Raw genomic sequence first — 25,990 nt, forward strand, 5'->3', positions numbered from 1 at the left:
TCTAGCTTTGCAAAGGTTTCTTTTTCCTCATTTTCGACATCAATAAAAGCGGAACCGGCACAATGCCGAATAAAACCACCGCAATGTAGCTGATCATGTTGCCGAGAGAAAAAACGCCATCGAGGTTTTTGGGCGTCATCGCGATAAAATACATCACCGGAAGCAGACCGAACATAATCGGTCTGCTCTTTTTTTTGAAAATTTGCGACAGCCCCAGCGATGCGGCGTAAAATGAGACGGAAAAAGTCGCAAACAACTGCATAATCCAGATGACAAGGAGCAGCGATTCAAAACGTTCAAATATTAAGCCGGGCATTTCAAAACTGCGGATGAGATCAAGCGTCGGCCATGTCAACGCGGTTACCCCGTCGACTGACAGCCCTCCGATCACGAATACGACCGTCGTTAAGTAAAAGAGTATCGCAATGCCGATTCCCATGACAACGACTTTGACACCATCTTTCGGCTTTTTCATATACGCCAAAAGAAACATCATCACTTCTGCGCTGATAAATGAAAGCATTGTCGCTTTTGTCCCCTTTAATGCCGGCATGATGCCTTCCCCGAGGACTGGCCGCAGGTTATCCAGTTCGAATATGCCAAAACTCATAAATACGACGGTTAAAAAGAAAAGGATTGTAATCGGAAAAATGATTTCAAATAAACGGGCAAGCGACCCCATACCGTCTTTTATTGAATAAAATCCGACCCACATCATCGACATGACGATCGCCCAAATCGGTGTTTGCTGCAGCAAAAAAAAGGTGATGACTTCTGCCATAATTCTTGCTTCAAAAGCCGCAATCATCACAAAATGCTCAATAAACAGCAGGCTGATCACAATACTGAGCCACTTTCCGACAATGTTTCCCCCATATTGAAAAAATGTTTGCCCGGGATAATCCTGGCTTAATTTTGTCATCACCACTCCGGCTGCCATTGTGATAATTCCGCCTAATAGGACGGAAATCCATACATCCGGCGTACCGGCTTCTTCTGCAGCGGTTCTTGGCAAGGTGAGAATCCCGGCAGCCATAATATAACTGACTAAGACAACAATGGCTTGAGAAGTCGTGATTTTATCTTCGGAACGGATCATTGCGTATTTCTCCGCCTTTCGTGATATTAAGTGCTTCTGTTACTGATCCCCAACGGTTCCGTAATCTTTAATCGCGATTTGCACATGAAATGTAATCGGTATATCGGTAAAGGTCTCATCCCAATTTTTCTTTAGTTTTTCCCAAAGCCTCGGATGCTTGATCCTCAGCTCGTTCCCGAATCCGGCAAGATCTGCTTTGTATTCGGTTTTCATTTTTTTTGTAATGTCCTCCATCGTTTTTTTTACGGTTTTCGCGGTTGTTTTTTCGACTTTTTCTAAAAATTTGTTATCAAAAGCTTTTTCATTCGTGCTCCAGTTTTCCGCAAGATACCCATCTGACTTTACGTTCACTTCAAAAGAAAGACGGTTTCCTTTGACAATGGGCTTGATGTCGCTTTTAATCGTTTCGACACCAAATGCGGTCACTTTTTTTTCTTCCGGATCATAACTTTTAACCGTGCCTCCAATTCCCATTCCGGTGATCCACATTACCCCTTCTAAGTCATGTTCATCCAAATAACCGATCAGCTTATTGGTTTTTCCGTTGATCGCGGCTGCTCCTGCATATTTGACTTCCCCATCGGTACCAATAACATTTTGAAGCAGATAGCTCGTTCCTGACCTCATTTTGCCTGTCAGTTTGGCAAGTGTCACAGGAGGAAGAATTTTTTTCGCTTTATATTCATTTTCGACGATTTTGCGCAGTCGAAACGCCGGCATTTCACCGGTTTCCTTCAGCTCAAGCGTGTCTCTCGCCCGCCCTCTTGTGACGATCACCATACTGCTCGGCCTGATTTCATTATCGCGGAGAGGCTGATCAAGCAGTTCTGCCAGCGAATAGGTGCGGAGAAGCTCAGCGGCGATGACAATCACCTTTAAATGAGGACTGAATACAGGCCTGTCCTGTCTCAATGCTACTTCAGAGTTAATTTGCTGAAGCGAGTCTCCCGTTTCATAAACGTTAATATACGATTTTTGATCAGTGCTTCCTCCAGTCGATTTTGAACCGGCCGCCTGTTCGTTCACGTATTGATAGATCATCGTGATCCGATCTTTTTTCGGGTAATCACCTCCCATTTCGTCAAATTTTTTTTCAAGTTCGGTTTCTTTGCCTTTATCAATCCCCATCGCAAATGTGAGACCCAGCTCTTCAATTTCGTGGCTGCTCCAGCATCCGGTTAATAAAAACAAAAGTAAAGCAATCGTTAAGTAGCGAATGGTGTTAATTTTTTTCAAACTTTCTCCTCCTTACTTTCGATATCACCAAAAGCATGAGCGGAATCAGCCCGACTAAAAAGATGGCGCTGTTGCCGATCAGATCTCCCATTTGAAAGAGCTGGTTGATATTTTTAGGCGTCATCGCAATGAGATAAATAACCGGAAGCAAGCCGAATAATATCGGTTCCATTCTTCTCTTCAAGAGTTGTGACAGACCTATAGCAGCAGCAAAATAGCTGATCGTAAAATTGGAGAATATTTGCATGATCCAGATGACCAGCAGCAAGGACTCAAATCGTTCAAAAATCAGCCCTCGTATTTCAAAGCTTCTCATTAAATCAATCGTCGGCCAGGTCCGTGATGTCACTCCATCGATCGACAGTGCACCGATGACCATAATAACGGTGATCACATAAAAGACAATCGGGAAAGAAATACCTATTAAAGTAGCTTTTAACGCTTGCTCAGGCTTTCTCATAAAAGGAACGATGATCAGCAGAACTTCTATGCCTGTATAAGCAAAAGACGATGTCTTGACTCCTTGCATCACCGGCACGATCCCTTTCCCGAGAACCGGACGCAAATTGTCGGTATCGAATATGCTGGCGCTCATAAATATGACGACAAGAAAAATGAGAACTGTAATCGGAAAAATGATTTCATAAAGTCGGGCAATCGGATTGATACCGCCGATTATTAAATAGATCCCGCTCCATAAAAAAACCATCGCCATCGCCCAAAGCGGCGTTTCTTCCAGTAAGTAAAATCCCATAACCTCTGTAACAGAACGGACTTGGAAACTTGACGTTGCGAGAAAATAGCAAATCAAAAGCAGGCTGAAAAGCCCTCCCGGCCACTTGCCAATAATATCGCGGCTGTATTGATATAACGTTTTTTCGGGGTACTCCATGCTTAATTTCACCATGATGAAACCTGCCAATAGAGCAATCAATCCTCCAAATGCAACAGACAGCCAGACATCCGGCGTCTTAACCGCTTCCACAGATGTCCGCGGCAGTGTCAAGATGCCAGTTCCTAGCAGAAAATTCGTGATGACGATGACGGTTTGCGAAACGGTAATTTTGTCTTGCTGACTCACCATCATGGAGAAATCCCCCCTTTCCTTTTTCATTCATCAGCCTCTGTCAGTTCCTTGTTTCCTCCTTTTTATTTTTGAAATCACCAGCAGGACGAGCGGTGTCATGCCGCCTAAATAAACGCCGCTGTTTCCAATAAAGTCTCCGAATGCAAACACGTTGTTGATATTTTTCGGGATCATGGCCATGAGATAAATCACCGGAAGTAAAGCAAACAGCATCGGCCGAATATTTGTTTTAAAGAGCTGGGCCAGGCCTAATGCCGCACCATAAAAAGAAATGACAAAGGTGCAGAACAGCTGCATGATCCAGATGACCAGCAGCAAAGACTCAAACCGTTCAAATATCAGACCGGGTATTTCAAAGCTTCTCATCAAATCAATCGTCGGCCAGGTTCGTGATACCACCCCGTCTATAGACAGGGCGCCGATTACCATAACGACGGTGATCATATAGAAAAGCAAAGGGATGGCGATCCCGATCACAACCGTATGAATGGCCTTGCGAGGCTGATACATGAAGGGCATCAGGATCAAAATGATTTCAATACCTGAAAAAGACAATGCGGTCACCTTTATTCCTTTTAAGACAGGCCCTACTCCCTTGCCAAGTACAGGACGCAAGTTGTCCACATCAAAAATTCCGATACCCATAAACACGACCAGCAGAAAAAGAATAAATGTAATGGGGAGCACGATTTGGAACAATCGGGCGATCGAACTTAAACCGCCAACGATCAAGTATAATCCCACCCATAAAAAAATCATGACAATGGCCCAGCGGGGGGTTCCTTCCAGTAAAAAAAAGCGGATGATTTCAAGCATCGAGCGGACCTGAAAACCGGAATGGGCCAATAGATAAGATACGAAAAACAAGCTGATCAGGCTGCCGATCCATTTGCCGATGATGTCCTGACTGTATTCATAAAAGGTTTTATCAGGATATTGATGGTTGAGCTTTACCATGATGACCGCGGCCAAGAGAGCGACTAAGCCGCCTAATATAAGCGTGATCCAAACATCAGGGGTTCCGACCTCGTCAACAGACGTTCGCGGGAGCGTCAGGATCCCTGTCCCAAGCAGGAAATTGGTGATGATAACAGCTGTTTGCGAAGTGGTAATGCGCTCTTCGTGCCTGACCATCATAAGTGTCACCCTCCTTTCTCTGCTACTGACGTGTCGAATCGTCTGTTTTTAGCAACTTCGGCCGCTTTTTCATCAACTGTATCGGCATGCGAACGATGAAATCTTTCCAATCTTGCAAACGATAAGGGACAGCCGGGCTTGCGTATGGAACACCAAAGCTTTTCAGCTTCACCGCGTGGCTGGCAAGCATGAGGAAAAACATAATCACCCCGTACAAACCGAACGTGGCTGCACAAAACATCGCCACAAATCTCAACATGCGCAGCGAAATACCGGCGCTGTATTGCGGAATGGCGAATGAAGAAATCGCGGTAACGGCGACAACGATGACCATAATCGGGCTGACAATGCCTGCCTGCACGGCAGCCTCCCCGATGATGATACCGCCGACGATTCCCATCGCCGGACCGATTGGTTTTGGCAGCCGGAGGCCGGCTTCGCGCAAAATTTCGATCGCCACTTCCATAATGAGCGCTTCGATCAGCGATGGAAAAGGTACACCCACCCTCGTTCCGGTAATGGAAATCGCAAGTTCACTCGGAATCAGCCCAGGATGAAACGAAATAAAGGAAATATATAAAGCGGGTCCAAGAAGCGAGATCATCGCTGCGCCAATTCGCATGATGCGGATCAGTGAACTCGGGAGCCAGCGTTCATAATAATCCTCGGGCGATTGCAGGAGCATACTGAATGTAACCGGAACGATTAAAACAAAAGGCGTCCCGTCCAATAAGATGGCCACTCTGCCCTCCATTAACGCACTCATCACCCTGTCAAGACGTTCAGTGCTTTGCACCTGCGGAAATGGACTGAGATAATTGTCTTCGATCAGCTGCTCGACAAAACCTGATTCGAGCACATCATCGATATCAATCTTTTCGATTCTTTTTTTGACTTCTTCCACCAGTCCTGGTTCAGCCACGTCTTTAATATAGGCGACGACAAGATTTTTGACAGCTCGCTTCCCAACTTGAAATTGAACCATAGACAAATTTTGATTTTTGCCGTGCTGCCTCAAAAGGGCTGTATTTGTGCCAATCGTTTCCGTAAAGCCGATGCGCGCCCCTCTGACCAAGGATTCAGATACGGGCTCTTCAATGTTCCTTGTATTTTTTTTAACGGTTCCCAGCAATAAAACTTCCGCTGAACCGTCGATCAGCAGTATTGCCGTACCCATCAACACTTCCGGCACCACTTCGCTGACATGCTTTGCCACTGATACTCCGCTGATTGATAAAATCTGCTTTTGGATTAAGTCCGGTATATTGCTGCTTAATGAAGAAAGCTCAATGTTATATTCTTTGGAGAAATCATCCATAAGGGATTTCATAATATGTTTGTCAATCAGGTCTTGATCTGCAAGCATTTCAACAAAAACAATCGCCGCCCGGATGCCGGTGCGCCCTAAGTTGAATTCTCGGAAATGAACGTCTGAGTTATTCTCCAAGGCTGTTTTGACCGCTTGCAGGTCGTGATCAAAATCGCCGGTCAAATACCCCGTTGATTCCAAAGCCGGCACTTCATTTTTAGGTTTTTCCGGCTTGTTGGACGATTGTATCAATCTGCGCGTTTTTGCTTTCCACCATCTCATATCAATCATCCCCTGCCGTACGAAGCCACAGAAATACTTTTGATATGGCAAACGGGACGAAAAAAACAAAAAAAGCCTGCATCAGGACCATCCAGTCCGGAAAATAGGAAACAATCGTTTTCCACATGTTGATCACCCTTTTTTATTGCTGTAGTAAGTCCATCATTTTTATCCTATTATTACCTTGGGTGCCATCTCTAATGGGTGGTAATTTAAACCACGTCAAACAAAAAAGAACCATCTGTGTTAAAAAACACAAATGGTTCTTTCCATTTATTCTTTTTCTAAAAACGCCCGTTTGCGTTTGGCCAGCTCTGAAAATTCCTGATCCAATTCATGATATCTCGGGTCTTGGGGTGTGAGTCCGGCTAATTCTCCGAGAACGGCGGTCATCCGATTTTCGATGCGAAGCCGTTCCTCTTCATCGCGTTTTGCATGTCGCTGTTTCTTTCTGCTCCGATAATCTTTCAATCCGGTTTCGACGCGAGTGATGCGCCCATTTTCAAATACGAGAAGTTTGTTACACAATTGATCTGTAAAATACAGGTCATGCGACACAATGATGATCGTGCCTTGAAACTCAAGCAATGTCTGTTCAAGCTGCTCTCTGCTTGGCAAATCAAGGTGGTTGGTCGGTTCATCCAGAATCAGCAGATCATAATCCTTTAAAATCATACCTGCCAGTTTAATCCGGGTCCGCTCCCCGAGGCTGAATGTCCCGATTTCATTATGAAAGCGGTTTTCTTTGATTCCCATATTGGCCAAAATGGTCCGCGCATTTGCGATTTCGGCTCTGTCAGACAAATTCAGTACTTCAGCCACTGTTTGATCAACGCTTAAATCACTGACATCCTGGCTTAAATATGCGGCCTTTACAGATCGGCTCTTCCATAGCGTTCCGGCTGTTGCAGGTTCAGCATCCAACATCATCTTCACAAGGGTCGTTTTGCCGCAGCCATTGTCTCCGATAAGCCCTATTCTCTCGCCATGTTTGACATAAAAATGGCTGTCTTTGAATAAGGTGCGTCCGTCAAACGCTTTTGTCAGGCCTTTCGCTTCGATAATCCGCTTGCCCCTTTTTTCTCCCGATGAAAATTGAAAATTGACAGATTCTGCCTCTTGCGGCTTTTCCGCTTTGTTTTTTTCAAGTTCCTGTTCAAGGCGTCTAAGCTTTGATTTGACTTGGTTATCGAGCTTTTTGGCTTTTACCCGGTGGTATTCTTTAAAGCCCAGCTGCCTTCGTTCTGACCGTGATCCCTGTTTTGTTGAGTCACGGTGGGCTTTCTGGGACCAATTTTGGAGCGTTGCAATCTGTGACTCGATTCTTTCTTTTTGCTTTTGCTGGACTTCATATTGGTGCAGACGTTCTTCATATAACCGTTTTTTCTCCTGCCGGTATGCACTATAGTTTCCTTGATAAGTGTGCAACTTCCCATCTTCCAGCTCAAGTATTTTGGAAACGGATTGATCCAAGAAATAACGGTCATGAGAAATAATCAATACAGCCCCTCGATATTGTTGCAGTTCTTCAAGGAGCCAGCTGATTCCTTTTAAATCCAAGTGATTGGTGGGCTCATCTAAGATGAGGAGGTCAGGCATCGTTTTCCAGACGTGCGCCAGCGCAAGCTTTAGTTTTTCTCCCCCGCTCAAATGACTGAGCCGCTCGGAATTCCAGCTTTGGACCTTTGATAAGCCAAGACGGCTGGTCAACTGATATAATTTCCCGCCCTCATCGTCTGTTAATATGCTGTTGAAGTCATGAACGGAGTACTCAATCGACTGGAGCAGATAGCCGATTTTAAGCCTCCGGTCTGTTTGAACAGTGCCTTTGTCAGCTTTTATATGACCGCTCAATATATTTGCGAGCGTTGTTTTCCCCGCTCCATTGTATCCGACCAACCCAATCCGCTCTTGATTGGAAATGTCAAAATCGATGTTTTTTAAAATCGTTTGCTCTCCAAAGCTTTTTTGCAAACCTCTTATTTTCATTAAGATCGTCATACCGTTCACCTCTGTTTTTATTTTGGCTGACAACAAAAAACCTCTCGCGGAAACCCGGAGAGGATATCATGCCAAAATATGCACCGTGAAAGCGGTATGAACCGATCCCATTTCTTTGCACGACAAAAAACATGCAGATTTCAGAAATTGATGCAAGGTATAAAAGGGCATACTGATCCTATTCTCCAAGTTTCCGTTTTTTCATATTAAAAAAAACGATGGAAAATAAGATTACTGCTTCATGTCCCCTATACCTATTCCTTTCACTGTATTTACCGATTAGTATATAAATGAAGGTAAACTTTGTCAACAGTTATGCAGCCCTTTTTTCAGCCAATCCCGAAAACTGTTGCCTTCGCCTTAGTTGAGCATTTTATTTTGAAGTCTAAATTTTAAAATTTGATGCAAAAGTGTGAAAATTGTCCGATATTAATCTCGTAACCTATAAAAAGGAGTTTTGGCGAATGAAAAAAATAGTAAATTGGATCAAGCATCCATCTCTTTCCAAAAGATTAGCGGTCTCATTTTTATTGATTTTAACACTCCCTGTTTTAATCCTTTCAGGTGTTTCCTATTATACGGCGGGAAGTTCGATTGAAGATGAAATCATGAGAAGCGCAAGAAACAGCGTGGATCAATTAAACGAAACGATCGATCAAAATATCGAAAAAAAAGCGGATGCTATTACATATTTCAGTGAAGTAATCAAAGAAAAAACATACAAGGATAAAGGCCAGACTTCGTTAAGACAACAGTTTGAACAATACGCCAGACAAAATAAAGATGTAGAAGCCGTGTTCACAGGCTCTGCAGACGGTGTCTACGTGCAGCATCCTTATACGAAAATGCCTGACGGCTATAATCCCGCGGAAAGGCCATGGTTCCAAGAAGCGGTTGAGAAAAAAGGCGAAATCATCGTCACTGATCCATACACCTCTGCCGCTACCGGCAACACGGTCATTACCATCGCCAAGCAGAATGAAGACGGGTCAGGCGTCGCGGCGCTCAGCTTGAATATCGATGAGCTGATTAAAGCGACAAATGATGTCAAAGTCGGAAAAGACGGCTTTGCTTTTATCTCTAGTGCATCTAAAAAATATATCGCCCATCCGAAGATTAAAGCCGGAACTGAAGGTGAAGGCGGTTGGGTTGACCAAGTTTACGGCAAAGAAAAAGGTGAATTCAAATATACTTTTGAAGGAAAAGAAAAGCAAATGGCGTTTGCAACAAACAAACTGACAGGCTGGAAAATTGCCGGGACAATGTTTTCCGATGAGATAACAAACGCCACAAAGCCCGTCTTTTATATGGCTCTGATCGTCTTTTCAGGGGCTTTGGTGCTAGGCGGAATTCTCATTTTCTTTATCGTCCGCGCGATCAGCAAACCATTGAATCAGCTCGTTCAATCTGCAAAAAACATCAGCAGCGGCGACTTGACACAGCAAATTAAAGTCCGTTCAAATGACGAATTCGGGCAGCTCGGCACAAGTTTCAATGATATGGCGGAATCGCTCCGCACACTGATCGGCACCATTCAGGAATCGGTTGAGAATGTCGCCTCATCATCAGAGCAGCTGACAGCAAGCGCGGAACAGACGAGCCAAGCGACAGAACATATTACTTCCGCGATCGAACAGTTCTCGAACGGGGCCGAAAGCCAGAATGAAAAAGTCGAAACCAGCTCGCAGCAGCTCAGCCAAATGAATGATCATCTGAGCGAAATGACCGAAGTGTCGGAATCGATTACTGAATCATCGATCAAATCGACAGAAATCGCCGAAACCGGCGGAGAACTCGTTCAGAAAACGGTCGGCCAGATGAACTCCATCGATCGATCTGTCAAACAAGCTGAGAGCGTCGTCAAAGGTCTCGAAGGCAAATCGAAAGATATCACATCAATTCTCAGGGTCATTAACGGAATTGCCGATCAAACGAATCTATTGGCATTGAACGCCGCGATTGAAGCGGCCCGCGCCGGCGAGTCAGGCAGAGGCTTTTCCGTCGTCGCCGAAGAAGTTCGAAAGCTTGCTGCCCAATCAGCGGAATCGGCAAAAGAAATCGAAGCGCTGATTCAGGAAATCGTCAAAGAAATCGAACATTCTCTCAAGATGTTTCAATCGGTCAACCATGAAGTCCAATCCGGACTCAAAATTACCGAGAAAACAGAAACGAGCTTTCACGAAATCAGCGGCATGACGAATGAGATCGCCGGCAAGCTGCAAACGCTCAATGCAGCGGTCGAACAATTGTCGAAAGGCTCAGAGGAAGTCTCCGGTGCCGTTCAGGAAATCGCCGATGTTTCAAGGGAAAACACAGCTGGAATACAAGATATTGCAGCATCAGCGGAAGAACAGCTGGCTTCAATGGAAGAAATCAGTACGTCTTCTGCCACACTTGAACAAATGGCGGAAGATCTGCGAGATTTAACGAAAAAATTCAAGGTGAAATAAAAAAAGAGGCTTCCTTCTGGTAGAGGGAGCCTCTCTTTTATGTATCAGCTGATCTTCGTTCCATTGGGCGCTTCTTGATCAGGCGCCAGCAAAATAACGTCGCCTTTTTCCGGCACGCCGCCAAGAACGAGAACTTCCGATTTAAACCCGGCAATCCGCCGCGGCGGAAAATTGACGACTGCCGTCACCTGCCGGCCTATAAGCTTTTCAGGTGTATAACGCTTTGTGATTTGAGCGCTCGAACGTTTGACGCCAATCTCTTCTCCGAAATCGATCTCAAGCTTAATAGCCGGCACTTTCGCTTCAGGAAACTCTTCCGCTTTTAAAATTGTCCCAATCCGAATATCCAGCTTTAAAAAATCTTCGATTGTTGCCATGAATTCAGCTCCTTTGGCCGCTTTCTAGAGGGTGATATTGACATGACTAGAATATCATGTATTTTGGGTCGTTTAAACCCTGGACTTCTGTTGCCACTTTCAGAAGCAAATGGGAAACAGGCCTCTTTTGCCGCCGTTTTAGGACAGCCAACTTTACGGGACCCCCCTTTCATTCATAGATTAAGAGGAAGAATAAACTATAAGAGATGAGGTGGAACTAGGATGTTCGGTTCCTATATGGTTCAAATGGTAAGGTCCAACGCCCATAAACTGGACCGGCCGCTGAGAGAAAGCGTGCTGAAACTCTATAAACCTTTTAAATGGACACCTTGCTTTTTACACGGATTTTTCGAAAAAATATTAATGAAGAACAAAAAAATACCGGTCATTATTGAATTTGAAAAAGACAGCCACCATAAAGGCTATCAATTAGTCAATGAAATGATCGGCAGCAAGAGAAGAAACAAAATCAAGCATCGCTTTTCCAACATTAGCTGCTGCAGCGCGGAAGTCACCCCTTCTTCTTTGCAATCGCTTCTATCTCAATGCGGTGACATTCGCAAAATTTATTTAAATCGCAAAGTGAAAGCGCTCCTCGACGTAGCGGTTGAATCAAGCCGTGCCAAAGAGGTGATCAGAAACAACCAGACGCTGACAGGCAAAGGTGTCACAATCGCTGTCATTGATACGGGCATATACCCTCACAAAGATCTTGAAGGCAGGATCAGGGCTTTTCAAGACTTTGTCAACCAAAGGACAGAACCGTATGATGACAATGGCCATGGCACACACTGCGCCGGCGATGCTTGCGGAAACGGAGCTGCCTCATCGGGTCAGTACCGGGGGCCTGCTCCTGAAGCGGAACTTGTCGGTGTAAAAGTATTGGACAAAATGGGATCCGGCACGCTGGAAACTGTCATTCAAGGGATCGATTGGTGCATTCAATTCAATGAGGAAAACCCTGATGATCCGATCGACATTCTTTCAATGTCATTGGGGGCAGATGCGTTACGCTACGAGAATGAGGAAGAAGATCCGGTCGTTAAAGCTGTTCATGCAGCATGGGACGCAGGCATTGTTGTATGTGCGGCAGCCGGAAATTCCGGTCCTGATGCGCAAACGATCGCCAGCCCGGGCGTCAGCAGCAAGATTATTACAGTCGGAGCATTGGATGACCGGGATACAGTCAGCCGGGAGGATGATGATGTTGCCTCTTATTCAAGCAGAGGGCCGACGATCTACGGTCAAGTTAAACCGGACTTGCTGGGACCGGGTACAAATATTACATCGCTTCGTTCACCTGGATCTTTCCTCGATAAGATGCAAAAAGCAAACAGAGTCGGCACAGATTATATGATATTATCCGGAACCTCGATGGCCACGCCGATCTGCGCAGGCATTGCAGCCCTTATTCTTCAGCAAGCCCCAGGGACAGGACCTGATGAAATCAAACAACTGTTAATAGACGGAACCGATTTATGGAAAGATCGCGATCCAAATGTTTACGGTGCGGGATACATTAATGCAGAACAATCGGTTCCGCAAGATTAAAGACCGTTCGCCCGTTTTAGCATAAAGCGGGCGAATCTTACATAAAAGATTTAAACCGCAGACCTTCTTTTTTCAAGTATGAGCGGTATCGTCAAATACATGGCATACGCGAAGACCATCCAAACCGCAAATCCAATCACCTGGCCCTGTGAAAGCGCCGGGAAGATCAATGAATGATGCCATAAAGAAAATGTGTCGAGAAACAAACCGACTGCCGACCCTACAATGCCAAACTTAACCGCAGCAAACCTCGATTTGTCAACTCGCCGGTAAGCGAGGATCACGGCATATAGTAGGGCAAAAGTTCCGGCTTCAAGAAGCAAAAAGCGGAGCATAAAAGAATCTTGGCCGGGTTCGGCAAGAACCGCACTGCCGAACAGCATAAAAAACACGGTGGCGCCAAGCCAGACAACGAACGAAAAAACAAGAGCCAAACCGAGTTTTTCAGTTAACATCTCCATCTCCCTTTACTCCCCTCCATGCTGTTTTACGGCGGTTTCCGTCAGCATCTGCAGCACCGCCTCTAATTCCCCGTAGACTTTTTCAGAGGAAAATCCCGAAGACATCAGCGACTGAAGAGCAAGACCGTCGATTAGTGCGTTTAAAAGAATGCCCCACGTGCTGAAAGAAACCCCGTCAACAGGAGAACGCTTCCACACTTCGGAAAGCTGTTCTGCCAACACCGCATTTTCCTCTTCGAGAAGTTCTCCAAGCTGCTCGTTTATCTTTTCATTTCGAAAACCTAAAACGGCTAATTCTAAAAAAAGCTGATGGTAATACGCATCTTTCCGTGTTCTTGATTTCGCCGATGACAATCCGTCTTTTATCCTTTCGGCAGCGGGTCTATCATTTGCTTTCAACCGTTCCCACGACGCGTGGCAAAGGTCGCGGACCACTTCAAACACAAGCTGCTCTTTTGTCCGGAAATGATAGTAAACCGTTCCCTGTGTCACCTTTGCTTCTTCAGCAACCGCCTTTAACGTCAGTTTGTCCAGACCCTGTCCGGCAATGCGGCGCTTAGCTGCCTCAATCAACGTTTCTTTTGAAGTCACATTCGGCCTCGCCATTCACTTCACCTCTTAGTTATCTGAATAACTAACTCATTAATTCAACTATAATCTGGAAGGGGTTTCTTGTCAATCGCTCATTCAAGTTAACATAATATTATTATTGTTTCCTATCCGTTTCTGTCATAAGTGTCAGACCTTGAAGAAATTTCAAAATAGCTCCCTGTTCTGCTGTTGAAAACGAATCGAGAAACCTCTGAAACTGTTCCGCTTTTTGCTGATGGAGCTTTTCATGAAGTTCATACACTTGTTTTCCGCTGGGCGTCAGCCTGAAGTAGATCTCTTTTTTATTGTCCGTCAATTGAAACCGTTTAATGAGGCCTTCTTGCAGCAGCTTTGAACTGATTTTTGTAATATTTGCTTTTGACAAATTCATTTTTTTGGCGATGCCTGTATTATTAATCGGTTCATCATGACCGATACAGCTGATGACATGGATGGTCGTCATATTCCCCGGGAGCCGTTTAACATCAGATTCTGCCGCCTGCTTTAAAAATGCCTTGAGATCAGTATCCGCTTTTTGTTCGTTCAGGTGCAGGAGTTTAACATACATATCATAGATCAGCTGTTTTGTCAGTTCAGACATAGTCAATGGACAGTCCCTTCTTTTTATTTTCCGGTTAACAAAATATTTTAATGGTATGTTTTAGGATTTGTCAATGTTATGATAAGGTAAAATCAGATAACAAATGTGTTTTGTTTATCATGAAACAACCTCAAAAAGGAGAATCTCTGATGAATATTGAAGGAATAGAGATGGAAGTTCGTTGCACAGGTGATGTATGTTCAGATGCCCTTGAATTTTTGAGACGCCATAACCACGAAAAAACAGCCGAACATTCGATAAGAGTGAAAAAAGCGGCGGAAGAATTGGCAAAGCGTTTTCATGTTCCTGCACAAAAAGCGGGAATAGCCGGTATTATGCATGACATCAGCGGTGTCATCCCTAATGAAAAAAGAATTGCGGCTGCTGAGGCGCTCGGTATTGATATTCTGCCCGAAGAACGGATATTTCCGATGATTATCCATCAAAAACTGTCGAAAGTGATGGCGCGGGACCTGTTTCAGGTGGCGGATCAAGATATTTTAGATGCAATAGAATGCCATACAACGCTTAAAAAAAATCCCTCCCAGCTCGACCTTGTCCTGTTTTCAGCGGACAAAATAGAATGGGATCAGACAGGGACTCCGCCTTATATCAAGGAGCTTTGTGAAGCGCTTGAAATTTCTCTGGAGCACGGGGCGTTTGTTTATATTCAGTATTTGTGGAAACAAAAAGATAAACTGAAAGTTGTCCATCCCTGGCTAAAAGACGCCTATTATCACCTGAAAGCAATAATCGAAGCTTGACCCAGGCAAAATGAACTGCGGCTTAGGGTGGGTGACCGCCTTAAGCCGCCATCTTGCCTGACAACACCGTTAGTTGACGCCTTTTGAAGGGTCCCACGATTTCTGCTGTTTTCGGATCGTGACGATTTGTCCCAGATGGTAAGCGTTATGAAGAATGAGAAGGGACAAAATCTCCGCCCAGGTGGAATGCGGATCATGCTGGGCCGGCTCCTTCAGCATCTTCTCTTCGCATGCCGAAAGCGCATCGATCCATTCGTTATAGATCGTATTCAGTTCCTGCCGGCTTTCTTCCCAGCCCAGTCCGCTTTTGTTTACAAACGTATCATCGATCGTATAATCAAAAGCCGGAACGGGAATTCCTTTAAACCACTTTAAATAGCGCTCGTTGTAAAAAATCAAATGGTTGGCAATTTCTAAAATCGAATTTTCCGAACCTTCCCCTTTTTGCCTTGCCTGGCTTTCCGTAAGATCAGCGGAAGCCGTTTGAAAACAAACAAACCAAGTCGTTTCGTTAAAGCATGCTTTAAACTGTTCAAGCAAAATGTTTTTTAGCATAAATACCCTCCAGTTCGATTCGATTTTTGCCTAGCTTTCTTTTGCTATTTTCGCCCTATTGACGGCAGAATCCTTTTTTTCAATATGATATTGAATGTCGAGAAACCGTATGCCGAACAGCCACATGCAGTGATGAGCGCAGAGCCTCTTTCGTCCCTGCTCTTTGATGATAAAGCGTTCGGCAAGCGGCAGTTTAAACGTACCTGTTCCGGTCGAAAGGAAAATGCCTTCATCACCCCGGTCAGATCGTTTGTCACTGCTCGTCAAAATCAGGCAGCCGTCCTCTGCTTTCGGCTTTAAAATGCCTGTCATATTGGAAAACGGCAATGGCAGTGCAATATTCATATATGTGATGTCATCATGGGTATGAGCAGAATAAAGCGCCACGAACACAGTCTCGCCTTCCTCGTTCGTTCTGACCCAGGCGCGCACATTCTTCCTGCCGTCTTTGGCTGAATCAACACCGATAATCTCGCCCTCCATCGTTTGCCGCCCGGTCTTTGTCCCCAAATGAATTTGCCCTGTCATTTTTGAAATCAGCTGATACATGTGCGCAAGCGGCTTAAACCATGGACGCCAGGCGATCTCCGCTGTTAACGAATAATCGGCAGTATGCTCATAGAAATCGAGAATGAGAGGAGAAACCGTCTCAAGCTGAAATCCGTTTCTCTGAAATGCGCTCATATCATCGGCAAGACCTTGGTAAGACGAATCGCTTTGTAATCGGTGCCGTTGTAAAAAATCGGCTCCGATTCTCCATGACCCGTAAATGTTGCTCATCATTTCGCCTTGCCTCCTTTCACAGTCCGGCTCAGGAGATTCAAGACGCCAGCCGGTCAGCGCTGGAATAATGACGCCAAAAGCGTTGACAAGCCCGTGAATCCAAATCATTTCCTGAATTGTAAAAGTCGGCCGGCCGCGATAAACACCGTAAGAGTAAATAAGTGAAAAAGCAATGGTAATCATCAATGTAAAAGACGAAAAGATCACAAAGCGGCGAGCCGCGCTGTTTTTGAAGGCCGCGATTGAGACGAGAAAGCCGCTGCCGTATATGGCCGCCAAATACAGCGCAACGGCGAAGACATCAATGGTTTTCGAAAACGATATGCCGACCGCAATGAAAAGCGGAGACAGCATGATGAGCCATGTCACCGCTGTATAAAAAAGGCCTTTCTTTTTCAGCTTCCTTCCGAGCATTCCATTAAAAATCGGAATGAGAAATGCAGAATAATGAAAATGCACCGCTGTCAGCAGCACGATCAGCGGGCTGAAATCCATGACCTGGAGATTCAGCGTATAAGCAAAAAGCCAACCCCCTCCGAAAGGAAGGTAAAGCAGACCGCTGTCAATCGATGCCTCTTCAAGGCCCTTTCCTCCTCTTTCCCAGAGACGAAGGACGCCGTATAAGGCGATCATCCCCGTATAGCATAGCCAAATCGCTGAAAAAAGCGGGGAATGGAACAACAGGGATAACGAAGCCGCACAAGCCGCATAAGGAAAGCACGCGCTGATCAGCCGAAACATTCCGTTTTCATGCTGAGTAAGATCGAGTGCGGCCGGAACAAAAAATAGCATCGCTAATAAAAGCAGCGCCTCTGCTGGCGGGATGTCCGGCGCTTTGCCGGCGAAAAAAACCGCATAGCAAAGAACGCTTACAAAAAAGCGGCGGAATTTCATGCCATCTCCTCCTCCCTGTTAAACGTTCCTCTGTAGGCAAACAGCGTTCCGAACAGCGGATTTTTCACATGAACATCAATCGTAAAACAGCCTTCTTCTTCGTCATACGATTCATTCACCCTGGAAATACCGTATAAACACTTTGTAAGGGGCAGCTTTTTACTGAATAAAGGCAGCCATTGTCTGACAGAAGTAATCGACAGTGATCCGTCAGCTTCCGCCTTAAACCGCAGGCTTGAAATTAAGATTGGCGGATGTCCGAAATAGTCGATGATTTCTCCCCGGCTTTCATCATAGATCATGACAGCATCAAAATACCTTTGTTTATCACGAAAAAAGAAAGTCCTGTTCCAAACGGCTGCCGGTGTATCATTTTTCGTCAGCCGAATGTGATTTTCAATCGTGAACGGAATGTTCCTCCCTCTTTCGGGAAAAAAACAGCGGAAGACCGTTCCCGCTTTAAACAACAGCCTGATCCAGTACGAACCGCCGGATATTTCCGTCATCACTCCTTTTCCTCTGAACGCGCTTTCTTGGGTGAGGTGATACCGTTCCTTGAGTTTTGGGTGAAGAAGATGAAAATCCTCGATCACCCGTTCATACATCGAAACCAAATCAACGCCTCTTTCTGATCGTATTACCCGCGTTTGGAATGCCGCAAGCGCTCACATAGCCGACAACGGACAAGATGATAAGCGCGGCATTAAGCACGACCGGGTTAAAAGGTTGGGCAAAAGATGCGAGATCAGCCATTCCTGCAGATACCGAAAGCAGCACAAGCAGGGCGATATGCAAAAGAAACCACTTCCTTTTCCGACCTGGATAAAGCCATAACACGCCGACCATCACCTCGGCCATGCCGATCAGTTTCAGGAGCATTTCGGGATGAAAACGGCCGCCCGTGAAAGTCGAAAGCATGCTGATTTCCTCAGGATGAACCATCATGAGCTTTGGCACAAGCCCCTGGTAAATCCAGACGAAAGAAAACAGCAGACAAACGAGCCAATAGATCAATGTTTTTTGAAAAAGCAGCCTTGGATGGTGTCCTTTTTCAAGCCAGATCTTCAGCGCAGCAAAGCTCCAGGCCGTCGCCCAGCCGAAGAGCGGCCTGAATGCCTTATCTGCAAGCCGGCCCAGCCTCCCGTAACGGGTGTCATAATCGTATTGTGTCATAAACGTGATCCCGGTTTCGCTTTCGCTGTATTTCCAATATCCTCGACCTTCGCGAATGACAGAAAGCGGGTGGTTTGTAGCGAACTTGAGTGACGAGACTCTGTCTCCCGTGTCTTGATATACGTTTCCGACAGACACTCCTGTACCGGAAATTTTTAAACCGAAGCCGATTCTCGTTTCGTATAAAAACCTTTGCGGTTCACCCGGTCTGCGCTTTAAATAGGTAATGTCCGTAAATCGCAAGTCCCATTGCCGATGGAGGGCAGGATCTTGAGTAGAGCGCCATAGCCGCTCCATATCTGTCTGGATAGATATTTCTACGTAAATCGGAGTTTTTTTCATTGCGCACGCCCTTTTGTGAATATATTCACAATAACAGCATAACATGGAACACATCATGTGTGAACCAATTTTTGCATATCCAGTCTCTCTTTGCCGACATAAAAAAATCCTCGGCTGTTAGGCCAAGGCAATTAATGGCTGGTTAAGCCTTCTCATACCTATGACTCAAAAAATGGAAGAGCCATACGACAATCATACTAAATTTTCGAAAAAATGTAAATAATTAAGGAAAAATTCCCTTGTTTATTCGGTCTGATAGATAGCGATGCCTTTTAGGAAGGCACGGATTGTCAGATCAAAACTTTCTTCCACATCATAAGGAAGACCGAACGCATCTTGTTGCCTGAGTGTTGCAAATCCATGCATGATGCTTCTCAAGCCTCTGACCGCATGGATCGCGGAGTCATTGTCTAAATGATAGTCTCTCAGAACGGAAAGCACCAAGGCGAGGATTCTGTCTCCTGCTTCGTCAAGCCGTTCATCTTCATCAGGCATTGCAATAAAAGTTGCTTCATAAAGCCCCGGCCTGTTTTTGGCAAAAGTGACATAGGCGTGAGCCATTCTGCTGACAGCCTGATCCTCTTCGGCTCCCTGGACAGCAGAAGCCATGTTTTCATAAAGTATCGTCAAGCCGTAAAGTGCGAGTTCTTTCCGTAAGTCGTTCAATCCTTTTATATGATTGTACAGAGACGGAGATTTGACATTCAGCCTTTTGGAAAGAGAAGCAAGCGTCACTTCATGAATGCCTTCCTCATCAGCCAGAAATGCCGCAGCTTCCAATACTGCTTCTTTATTCAAACCGATTCGTGGAGACACGATTTCTTCATCCTTTCCTGTTCAATTTGATATGTGCTTCGTTCACCGCTTTTGTCATCGCTTGAACCGGATCATGGACAAGATTGCCGTGGCCGGCGGCAAGCGCCTTCGGTTTTAAATCTAACAGCTTTTGCGCGCTTTCTAAAGCGATTTCTTTGTCCCACGTGGCCAAAGCCGGAAAAGGAAATGAAAGCTTTAAATGTCCTGATACCGTCATGCCGCTTCGCGTATGGTACGCGTCACCGACTATGAGAAGTCCGCTTCTTTCATCCAAAAACGAAATGCTGCCAGGCGTATGCCCGGGTGATGAAACAGTCAGCAATGAACCGATCCTGTCTCCTTCCTTTAAAAGGATATCAGGATTTGTCTTGATGTTTTTCGGAACGCCTCCTTTGATTGTTCCGCGCTCCCCTTCCAGCATCTTTGTATCACCTTTTAACAGACGCGCATCCCGTTCAGATATGGACACTTTCACACCGGGAAGGCTGTAGTACAGTGCGTCAAGCGAACCGACATGGTCGCTGTGGGCATGGGTCAGCAAAATCCGTTTAATCGGCTTACGGAGATGATCCGCAGCCTTTAAAACCCCTGTTTTGCTGATCGGAATCCCTGTATCAATTAATGTAAGGCCGTCTTCTTCATCTGCTAAATAACAGTTGACAGGAAATAGGCGCGGAAAAAAAGTCAGCTGGTAGACCGATTCAAATCGGGTAATCCTCATCGCTTTCACCTCTTCGATCAAAATAAAAAACTAATACCGTTAGTTTTCATTTTAAAACTAATGGCATTAGTTTTGCAAGCATTATTTTTTTCGATCGACAGCAACATAGATGACAACTTGGGCATTTTCGGGATTTTCTGCTTGTTCATCATAAACTTCAAAATCTCCGGTATAAGTACGAAGATTTTTTTCATCCCATGTCCAAATCTCTTGCCAAGTTTCAAACACGACCTCCGCGATCCTCCCCCGCTTTGAAACAAAAACGGCATATTCGGATGCAGGGAGCGAAATGAGATTGGCCGTTTTTTCTTGCTGATCAACGAACGTTCCGATTGAAAATGTATATGTCCCGTGTTCGTCCGTCTCATAATCTGAATAAAGTGCGATCGTGTCTCTCCTAATGTCCTGGCGTTCAGTATGCGGAAATTTTTCGCGATATAAACTCCACATGGAAGGAATTTTACCTTTTTCGGATACTTCATCACGGTTGCTTGTCACGGTCGATATCCCGCTGAATAACTTTGCCTTCTGTTTTTCGAAATGAGAAAAGCTCATCTTCTCTGCCCGCCTCGTTTGCGTATCCGACGCCCACCGTTTTAAATGAGGGAGCGTCCGCTCCAAGAGCGATCTCGCTTCGGCCTCGGTTTTTCCCTCTTCTTTTATATAAGGAACACAGATGTCAATCATCTCTTTCAATGTCGCATCCGGATGTGTATATGCTCCGTTTTCATAGCAGTACATACAGTAGTCGCGATTCTTCCCCCCGTCTTTTTCTGTGCCGAAAAGTTCGCTTGTCATCGGCATGCCGCAGCTTTGGCAAACATGATGTTCCATGTTTCATTCCTCCTTTTTCTTCATCATACAAAAAGAAACCTGACAGCATCGTGTCAGGTTTCGTATAAATGTACAATTTGATTAGCCAAGTTTTTTATTTTTTGACGGATGCGGGGAGGTGTGAGAACTTCAATATGTGTTCCAAATTGGAGGAGAAATCCGTACAGCCATTGATCTTCCGGATAAGAAACGGTTGCCACGCATTGTCCGTTTTCATAAGTGAGAGCTTCTGAGCCAAACCATTCTCTCGCCAAAGGCTCTCCCGACGGTTTAATGAGAAGGGTCAACTCGGTCATATTGTCCGGTTTGTACCATGATGTTTCCCAAGGAAGTGAAGACAGATCAACTTCCTTTCTTTCAAACTTTTCTTCAAGCATCTGCACGTCTTTCATACGCAACAGTTTAAAGAAGCGAAACGCCTGTCTCTTCAGGCAAAACGCATATAAATACCAGTGCCTTCCCTTTAGGACGAGGGTATGCGGCTCAGCTTTCCTTGTTCCGGTTTGCCCCTCTCTGTTCACGTATGTAAAGGAGACCGCCCGCGTGCTGTCTGCCGCTTCATCCAACAAACGGATCTTTTCTTTGATGACAGGACTTTCTCCCCAGGAAGAGATGTCAACAAACCATTTTTCCGTTTTCTTGCGGAATTCCGGCATTTCTTCTTCGGAAACGAGAAACCGGATTTTTTCAAGGGCAGAACCGTGATGAAGGACTTCATACGTCGAAGAAACGCTTTCCAAAGCCGTAGTAATGGCAGCCAGTTCGTCTGCAGAAAGCAGTTTATTTTCGAGCCGAAACCGCTCCATGATGCTGATCCCGCCTCCCGCTCCCTGTAAGGTAACAATCGGAATGCCCGCCTGGTTGATCGCCTCGATATCCCGGTAAATCGTTCTGACAGAGACTTCGAACATGCCGGCAAGCTCCTTTGCCTGCACTTGGCGTTTATTAATCAATAAAATCACGATGGCCAATAGCCGGTCAATTTTCACCGCAGATCCCTCACATTCATCTTACGCTGTCAATTTTCATTCTAAAGCACACACCATTTTGGAATATCATGACAAAAAAGGGGATCTCATCACCCAATTATTTAGAAAATCACTTTTCCTGTTACGATTTATACAGTTTGGACATATACTCCTTAAAAAAGGAGGTTTTAAAAACATCATATATTATTTTTTACAGTTTTTCGCCATTGTGTCCTTCGTCTATATCAAGTTCAAACGCTCAGTCGGCTATCAGCCTCTAAAGCCGGCACGCATGCTGTTCCGGATCATCCTCTTTTCGGGAATTTTCGTTTTTCTGCTGACGATGAGCGCACTTCACCCTTTATCATACTTCTATGATCTGATTGGGATCGCGCTCGGACTCATCTTGACCGCCTATGCGCTGAAGCATGTGTCAATCGAAAATCGGGACGGCATCCTTTATTTCAGAACGCATTTATGGATTGAATTGATCGTACTTTTGTTATTTTTATACCGGTTTCTTTACCGGATCGCCGAGATCGGCCAGCTCCATACTGCGGTTTCAAACGGGGGTTCAGCAGCGTACGGCGCCCTTTTTGCGCAGGACCCGGCCACGATGATCGGTTTTTTTGTACTGGCCGTTTATTATGTCGGTTTCTCTTTTTTTGTTTTAAAAAAAGGAAGAAACGAAGAAAAACGCTCAGCGTAAAAGGCAAACTCGGGATGTGGAGTTTGCCTTTTCATAAGCTTTAGTCATGCTGTGTATGATCGATCATCTGCTGAAGTACATCGAGGACATGCTGGTCTTCCGGAGAATAAAAAATGGAAGTCCCTGCCCTTCTTGATTTAACGAGACGAAGATTTTTTAAAAACCTGAGCTGGTGCGAAACGGTTGACTGCAGCAGACTCAGCTTCTCTGCTATTTCATTGACCGAATGTTCGCCTTGTGAGAGCAGGTGAAGAATTTTGATTCTCGTAGGGTCTGAGAGCGCTTTAAACGTCTGTGAAACGAGAAATAAAGTTTCTTCATCTAACTCGGCCCGCACCTGTTTTTCTGTTGTTTCCTGATTGTGCTCACTCATGCTTTTCACCTTTTCCGCGCAACTTTTACCTTCATATCATATACCAAAACATACCGGTTGAAAAGTTTTATAGCCAGGGAACAGATCAAGTCGAAAACAGCGTTCCCAGAAGCGCTTCTGCATACCTTGCGGCTGACAGCTGTACACGTTCTCCGGCATGGTTTTCCACAGAGCGGCGAAAAGCGCCGTACAGCCGGTTGAATGGAACATTTTTTAATTGATCAGCTATTTGCTCCACTTTGCCGGCAGGAAGAGGAATCAAATTTGGATAGCTGTACATAAAACTCACCCATCTGCGATCTTGAACGACTTGGATAATGTCTCCTGAAAGGAGGATTCCCTTGCCTCCGTTTCCGTTTGCCCAATGGCAGACCGCTCCCCCTTTAAAATGGCCGCCAAGCCTGTGCAAGGTCAACCCGCTTGACAGCTTGAGGGAATCGCCGGACCAAAACACAATCCGGCTGCTCGGCCGCTGCACCCATTGTTTGTCATCTTCATGAATGTAGATCGAAGCATCAAACATTTCAGCCCATTCCGTTTGTGCAGCATAATAATGCGGATGTGATAAAGCGATCGCCTGGACTCCGCCCATCCGCTCGATATTCTCAATCGTCCGCTGATCCAGGTATGTGATACAATCCCACAGTAAGTTAAAACCGGGCTCCTGTATCAGGTATGCCGATTGACCGATGCCGAATTCGGGGGTTGTCGTCAAACTGTATAATCGCTCTTCTTCCAATGCGATTTCGTTTTGAAACCTTCCGCTTTGCTTCATTTCTTCCAGCGTTGTCCAAGCTTGCCCTGAATGATTGACATACTGTCTTTCTTCATTGCAAATAATGCATTCCGCCGGCTCTTTCGGAGCAGCGTCATATTGAACACCGCACGTCGTGCAAATATAGTTAGTCAAAATTGCTCCTCCCCTTTCAAACTATATTTTACCATCTCCTTCACATGTACATGATTTTTTCGCTTCTATATATTGCGCTATCCAGGTGATCTGTCCGCATCATCCTGAATCGCGAAAAAAGCGTCCGCTGATCCGGACGCTAGCTGCCTTCTTGCTGATACATATGTTCAAGCTGTGAAAATGAAATATCGCCGGCCGCACAATCTACAGCGGCATCGACTACCTGATCAAAGCGATCGGCCGAAGCGCTTTTCTCTTTTAACCGTTGTTCATAGCGTTCGAGCTCTTCCTGCTGTTTTCTTAGATCCTCTTCTTTTCCATCATAATCAGATGCATTCATCGTCTCCATATTTCTTTTGACGGCTTCAACATAGCCTCTCAATATATCCATACCTTCATACTCCTTGCCTTTTTTCAAAGGGTTTGCAACATTTGCTATTTTTATACGAAAAAAAGAGGTTTTATACAGTTGCTCAAGCGCAAAAAAACAGATAAAATATGTCTTAATTTCTGTATTTTTTACATAAGGGGATTTAGAAGTCATTGAAAAACGAAACTGCGCTTAAACGAAGCCTTACACTCGGCCCGCTTGTTGTGATCGGCCTTGCTTATATGGACCCGCTCGTCGTATTTGATTCATACGGAGTGGTCGCACAACTGACAAAGGGGCACGTTCCGGCGGCATACATATTCACTGTTGCCGCACTCCTTTTGACCGCTTTGAGCTACGGCAGCATGGTCAAAGCCTATCCAAAAGCGGGATCGGTTTATACATATGCATATGAAAGCATTCATCCGCACGCAGGATTTTTAGCCGGCTGGACGATCATGCTAGACTATTTATTTTTGCCGATGGTCAATTTTGCGATCGGCAGCGCTTATTTGACGGCGGCTTTTCCTGAAGTGCCGCATGGCTTTTGGGTCGTTCTGCTCGCTTTATCGATTACCGTTGTCAATATTTTAGGCATCAGACTAACCGCAAATATTACAGGGCTGTTCGTCGCTTTTCAAGTGATCGTCGCCCTGACTTTTGCCGGATTTATGATCGCCGGGCTCGCAGACGGCCTCGGGACGGGCGAGCTGGTTTCAGCCGATCCGTTTTTCCGTTCTGATATCGAGCCTTCCCTGATTGTATCAGGAGCGACGATTTTGTGTTTTTCGTTTCTTGGCTTTGATGCGATTTCCACCATGTCTGAAGAAACGGTCAACCCGAAGAAGAACATTCCGTTAGCCATCTTTTTAACAGTAGCGATCGGCGGAACGCTGTTTACGGCGATTTCTTACTTGATGCAGCAAATCTATCCGTCCTATGATAGCTTCCAGCATGCCGATTCGGCATCGCTGGAAATAGCCCTATATACAGGAGGCGCTTTTTTAAAGTCCTTCTTTTTGGCGGGCACGATGGTCGCTGTCGTTTCATCCTCGCTTTCTTCGCATGCGAGCGCTTCGAGGCTTTTGTATGCGATGGGGCGGGACAGCTCTCTTCCGAAACGCTTTTTCGGCTATGTGCATCCGACTTTAAAGACGCCGGTGTTTAACATTATGTTCATCGGGCTGATTTCATTGACGGCCATGATCGGGGAACTCGAGGTCATCTATTCATTCATCAGTTTCGGCGCGCTGATCGGATTCATTTTTGTCCACCTGTCTGTCATCGGCCATTACTACATTCGAAAACAGGAAAGAGGCTTTTTAAAAACGCTTCGCTATTTGGTTCTGCCCTTTTTGGGAGCCTCTTTCTGCGGCTGGCTGCTGCTTAGCATCAGCAAAAATGCGCTCATGATTGGAGCCGGCTGGCTGATTGCCGGTTTTATATACTTTTTGTTCAGAATCCGTACTCTTCCGAACGTCACATTCGGCTTTGACCGCGATCCAAGATAGAAGGATATCGCTTGGTCTTCTTGAAGATATATGTCATAATAAATGAGGCTGTATACTGTTTTGCATCAGGGCGCTACAGAGGTGA

At 45.4% G+C, this 25,990-nt stretch carries 27 protein-coding genes; 5 read left to right on the top strand and 22 right to left on the bottom strand.

Annotated features, from left to right (window positions below; genetic code table 11):
• Position 1: 1 nt before the first annotated feature.
• From LQ247_RS20445 to abc-f, 7 genes are all read right to left on the bottom strand, one after another.
• The gene (locus LQ247_RS20445) at positions 2–1,099 is read right to left on the bottom strand and encodes a spore germination protein (protein WP_231006548.1); all 1,098 of its coding nucleotides are present in this window, start codon (positions 1,097–1,099) and stop codon (positions 2–4) included.
• A 39-nt stretch (positions 1,100–1,138) separates the two neighbouring features.
• Entirely contained in the window at positions 1,139–2,335 is a 1,197-nt protein-coding gene (locus LQ247_RS20450) for a Ger(x)C family spore germination protein (RefSeq protein ID WP_101560966.1), read from the bottom strand.
• Entirely contained in the window at positions 2,322–3,422 is a 1,101-nt protein-coding gene (locus LQ247_RS20455) for a spore germination protein (RefSeq protein WP_101560967.1), read from the bottom strand. Before LQ247_RS20455 ends, LQ247_RS20450 begins: the two co-directional genes overlap by 14 nt.
• A 30-nt stretch (positions 3,423–3,452) precedes the next feature.
• Positions 3,453–4,559 carry a spore germination protein gene (locus LQ247_RS20460; RefSeq protein ID WP_105978799.1) on the bottom strand — a complete coding sequence of 369 codons (1,107 nt, stop codon included), beginning with the start codon at positions 4,557–4,559 and terminating at the stop codon, positions 3,453–3,455.
• 22 nt (positions 4,560–4,581) lie between these two features.
• A complete protein-coding gene (locus LQ247_RS20465; RefSeq protein WP_026579586.1) occupies positions 4,582–6,150 on the bottom strand; it encodes a spore germination protein in 1,569 nt (522 codons plus the stop codon).
• A gap of 1 nt (position 6,151) precedes the next feature.
• The gene (locus tag LQ247_RS22135) at positions 6,152–6,277 is read right to left on the bottom strand and encodes a hypothetical protein (protein ID WP_023855724.1); all 126 of its coding nucleotides are present in this window, start codon (positions 6,275–6,277) and stop codon (positions 6,152–6,154) included.
• A gap of 146 nt (positions 6,278–6,423) precedes the next feature.
• The gene (abc-f, locus tag LQ247_RS20470) at positions 6,424–8,151 is read right to left on the bottom strand and encodes a ribosomal protection-like ABC-F family protein (protein ID WP_144498615.1); all 1,728 of its coding nucleotides are present in this window, start codon (positions 8,149–8,151) and stop codon (positions 6,424–6,426) included.
• 464 nt (positions 8,152–8,615) lie between these two features.
• On the opposite strand from abc-f, the gene tlpB reads away from it, so the two are divergent.
• Positions 8,616–10,601 (top strand): methyl-accepting chemotaxis protein TlpB, encoded by a 1,986-nt coding sequence (gene tlpB, locus LQ247_RS20475; protein ID WP_101560969.1) that lies wholly within the window; start codon positions 8,616–8,618, stop codon positions 10,599–10,601.
• A 44-nt stretch (positions 10,602–10,645) separates the two neighbouring features.
• Here the strand turns inward: tlpB and csaA are convergent, their stop codons facing one another.
• The gene (gene csaA / locus LQ247_RS20480) at positions 10,646–10,978 is read right to left on the bottom strand and encodes a chaperone CsaA (protein ID WP_023855721.1); all 333 of its coding nucleotides are present in this window, start codon (positions 10,976–10,978) and stop codon (positions 10,646–10,648) included.
• Between the two features lie 222 nt (positions 10,979–11,200).
• Here csaA and LQ247_RS20485 point away from each other — a divergent pair, with 222 nt between their 5' ends.
• The gene (locus tag LQ247_RS20485) at positions 11,201–12,529 is read left to right on the top strand and encodes a S8 family peptidase (protein WP_023855720.1); all 1,329 of its coding nucleotides are present in this window, start codon (positions 11,201–11,203) and stop codon (positions 12,527–12,529) included.
• A 50-nt stretch (positions 12,530–12,579) separates the two neighbouring features.
• Here the strand turns inward: LQ247_RS20485 and LQ247_RS20490 are convergent, their stop codons facing one another.
• The 3 genes from LQ247_RS20490 to LQ247_RS20500 form a co-directional block, all read right to left on the bottom strand.
• Positions 12,580–12,990: a DUF5367 family protein gene (locus LQ247_RS20490; protein ID WP_020451744.1), complete on the bottom strand. Its 411-nt coding sequence runs from the start codon at positions 12,988–12,990 to the stop codon at positions 12,580–12,582.
• 6 nt (positions 12,991–12,996) lie between these two features.
• On the bottom strand, positions 12,997–13,596 hold the full coding sequence (locus LQ247_RS20495) for a TetR/AcrR family transcriptional regulator (protein ID WP_231006549.1): 600 nt from the start codon (positions 13,594–13,596) through the stop codon (positions 12,997–12,999).
• Positions 13,597–13,696: 100 nt separating this feature from the next.
• Entirely contained in the window at positions 13,697–14,182 is a 486-nt protein-coding gene (locus LQ247_RS20500; protein ID WP_180806822.1) for a MarR family transcriptional regulator, read from the bottom strand.
• A gap of 149 nt (positions 14,183–14,331) precedes the next feature.
• Here LQ247_RS20500 and yqeK point away from each other — a divergent pair, with 149 nt between their 5' ends.
• Positions 14,332–14,946: a bis(5'-nucleosyl)-tetraphosphatase (symmetrical) YqeK gene (yqeK, locus tag LQ247_RS20505; RefSeq protein WP_023855716.1), complete on the top strand. Its 615-nt coding sequence runs from the start codon at positions 14,332–14,334 to the stop codon at positions 14,944–14,946.
• Positions 14,947–15,015: 69 nt separating this feature from the next.
• Here yqeK and LQ247_RS20510 read toward each other — a convergent pair whose 3' ends face one another.
• The 8 genes from LQ247_RS20510 to LQ247_RS20545 all read right to left on the bottom strand — a co-directional run bounded on the left by LQ247_RS20510 (position 15,016) and on the right by LQ247_RS20545 (position 22,053).
• Complete coding sequence (locus LQ247_RS20510; protein WP_020451748.1) at positions 15,016–15,501, bottom strand: DinB family protein; 486 nt, start codon at positions 15,499–15,501, stop codon at positions 15,016–15,018.
• Between the two features lie 30 nt (positions 15,502–15,531).
• The gene (locus tag LQ247_RS20515; protein ID WP_035338589.1) at positions 15,532–17,178 is read right to left on the bottom strand and encodes a YndJ family protein; all 1,647 of its coding nucleotides are present in this window, start codon (positions 17,176–17,178) and stop codon (positions 15,532–15,534) included.
• Complete coding sequence (locus LQ247_RS20520; RefSeq protein WP_231006550.1) at positions 17,175–17,792, bottom strand: DUF4166 domain-containing protein; 618 nt, start codon at positions 17,790–17,792, stop codon at positions 17,175–17,177. The genes LQ247_RS20515 and LQ247_RS20520 overlap by 4 nt, the downstream gene beginning before the upstream one ends.
• Position 17,793: 1 nt before the next feature.
• Positions 17,794–18,693, bottom strand: a complete 900-nt coding sequence (locus LQ247_RS20525) for a DoxX-like family protein (protein WP_231006551.1) — start codon at positions 18,691–18,693, stop codon at positions 17,794–17,796.
• A 243-nt stretch (positions 18,694–18,936) separates the two neighbouring features.
• Complete coding sequence (locus LQ247_RS20530; RefSeq protein WP_101560975.1) at positions 18,937–19,509, bottom strand: TetR/AcrR family transcriptional regulator; 573 nt, start codon at positions 19,507–19,509, stop codon at positions 18,937–18,939.
• Between the two features lie 7 nt (positions 19,510–19,516).
• Positions 19,517–20,230, bottom strand: coding sequence for an MBL fold metallo-hydrolase (locus LQ247_RS20535; RefSeq protein WP_231006552.1), 714 nt, complete (start codon positions 20,228–20,230; stop codon positions 19,517–19,519).
• An 81-nt stretch (positions 20,231–20,311) separates the two neighbouring features.
• Complete coding sequence (locus LQ247_RS20540) at positions 20,312–21,064, bottom strand: zinc ribbon domain-containing protein (protein WP_231006554.1); 753 nt, start codon at positions 21,062–21,064, stop codon at positions 20,312–20,314.
• Positions 21,065–21,117: 53 nt separating this feature from the next.
• Positions 21,118–22,053: a helix-turn-helix transcriptional regulator gene (locus LQ247_RS20545; protein WP_145654376.1), complete on the bottom strand. Its 936-nt coding sequence runs from the start codon at positions 22,051–22,053 to the stop codon at positions 21,118–21,120.
• Between the two features lie 208 nt (positions 22,054–22,261).
• Between LQ247_RS20545 and LQ247_RS20550 the strand changes: the two genes are divergently transcribed.
• A complete protein-coding gene (locus LQ247_RS20550) occupies positions 22,262–22,741 on the top strand; it encodes a sporulation protein (RefSeq protein WP_229129024.1) in 480 nt (159 codons plus the stop codon).
• Positions 22,742–22,781: 40 nt separating this feature from the next.
• Here the strand turns inward: LQ247_RS20550 and czrA are convergent, their stop codons facing one another.
• The 3 genes from czrA to LQ247_RS20565 all read right to left on the bottom strand — a co-directional run bounded on the left by czrA (position 22,782) and on the right by LQ247_RS20565 (position 24,415).
• The gene (gene czrA / locus LQ247_RS20555) at positions 22,782–23,114 is read right to left on the bottom strand and encodes a Zn(II)-responsive metalloregulatory transcriptional repressor CzrA (protein ID WP_003182557.1); all 333 of its coding nucleotides are present in this window, start codon (positions 23,112–23,114) and stop codon (positions 22,782–22,784) included.
• Positions 23,115–23,199: 85 nt separating this feature from the next.
• On the bottom strand, positions 23,200–24,024 hold the full coding sequence (locus LQ247_RS20560) for a hypothetical protein (protein ID WP_231006555.1): 825 nt from the start codon (positions 24,022–24,024) through the stop codon (positions 23,200–23,202).
• A 139-nt stretch (positions 24,025–24,163) separates the two neighbouring features.
• The gene (locus LQ247_RS20565; RefSeq protein ID WP_231006556.1) at positions 24,164–24,415 is read right to left on the bottom strand and encodes a YnfE family protein; all 252 of its coding nucleotides are present in this window, start codon (positions 24,413–24,415) and stop codon (positions 24,164–24,166) included.
• Between the two features lie 152 nt (positions 24,416–24,567).
• Here LQ247_RS20565 and LQ247_RS20570 point away from each other — a divergent pair, with 152 nt between their 5' ends.
• A complete protein-coding gene (locus LQ247_RS20570; protein ID WP_023855703.1) occupies positions 24,568–25,905 on the top strand; it encodes an APC family permease in 1,338 nt (445 codons plus the stop codon).
• Positions 25,906–25,990: the final 85 nt, after the last annotated feature.

The organism is Bacillus sp. BS3(2021) (assembly GCF_021043345.1).
Lineage (GTDB): Bacteria > Bacillota > Bacilli > Bacillales > Bacillaceae > Bacillus > Bacillus paralicheniformis.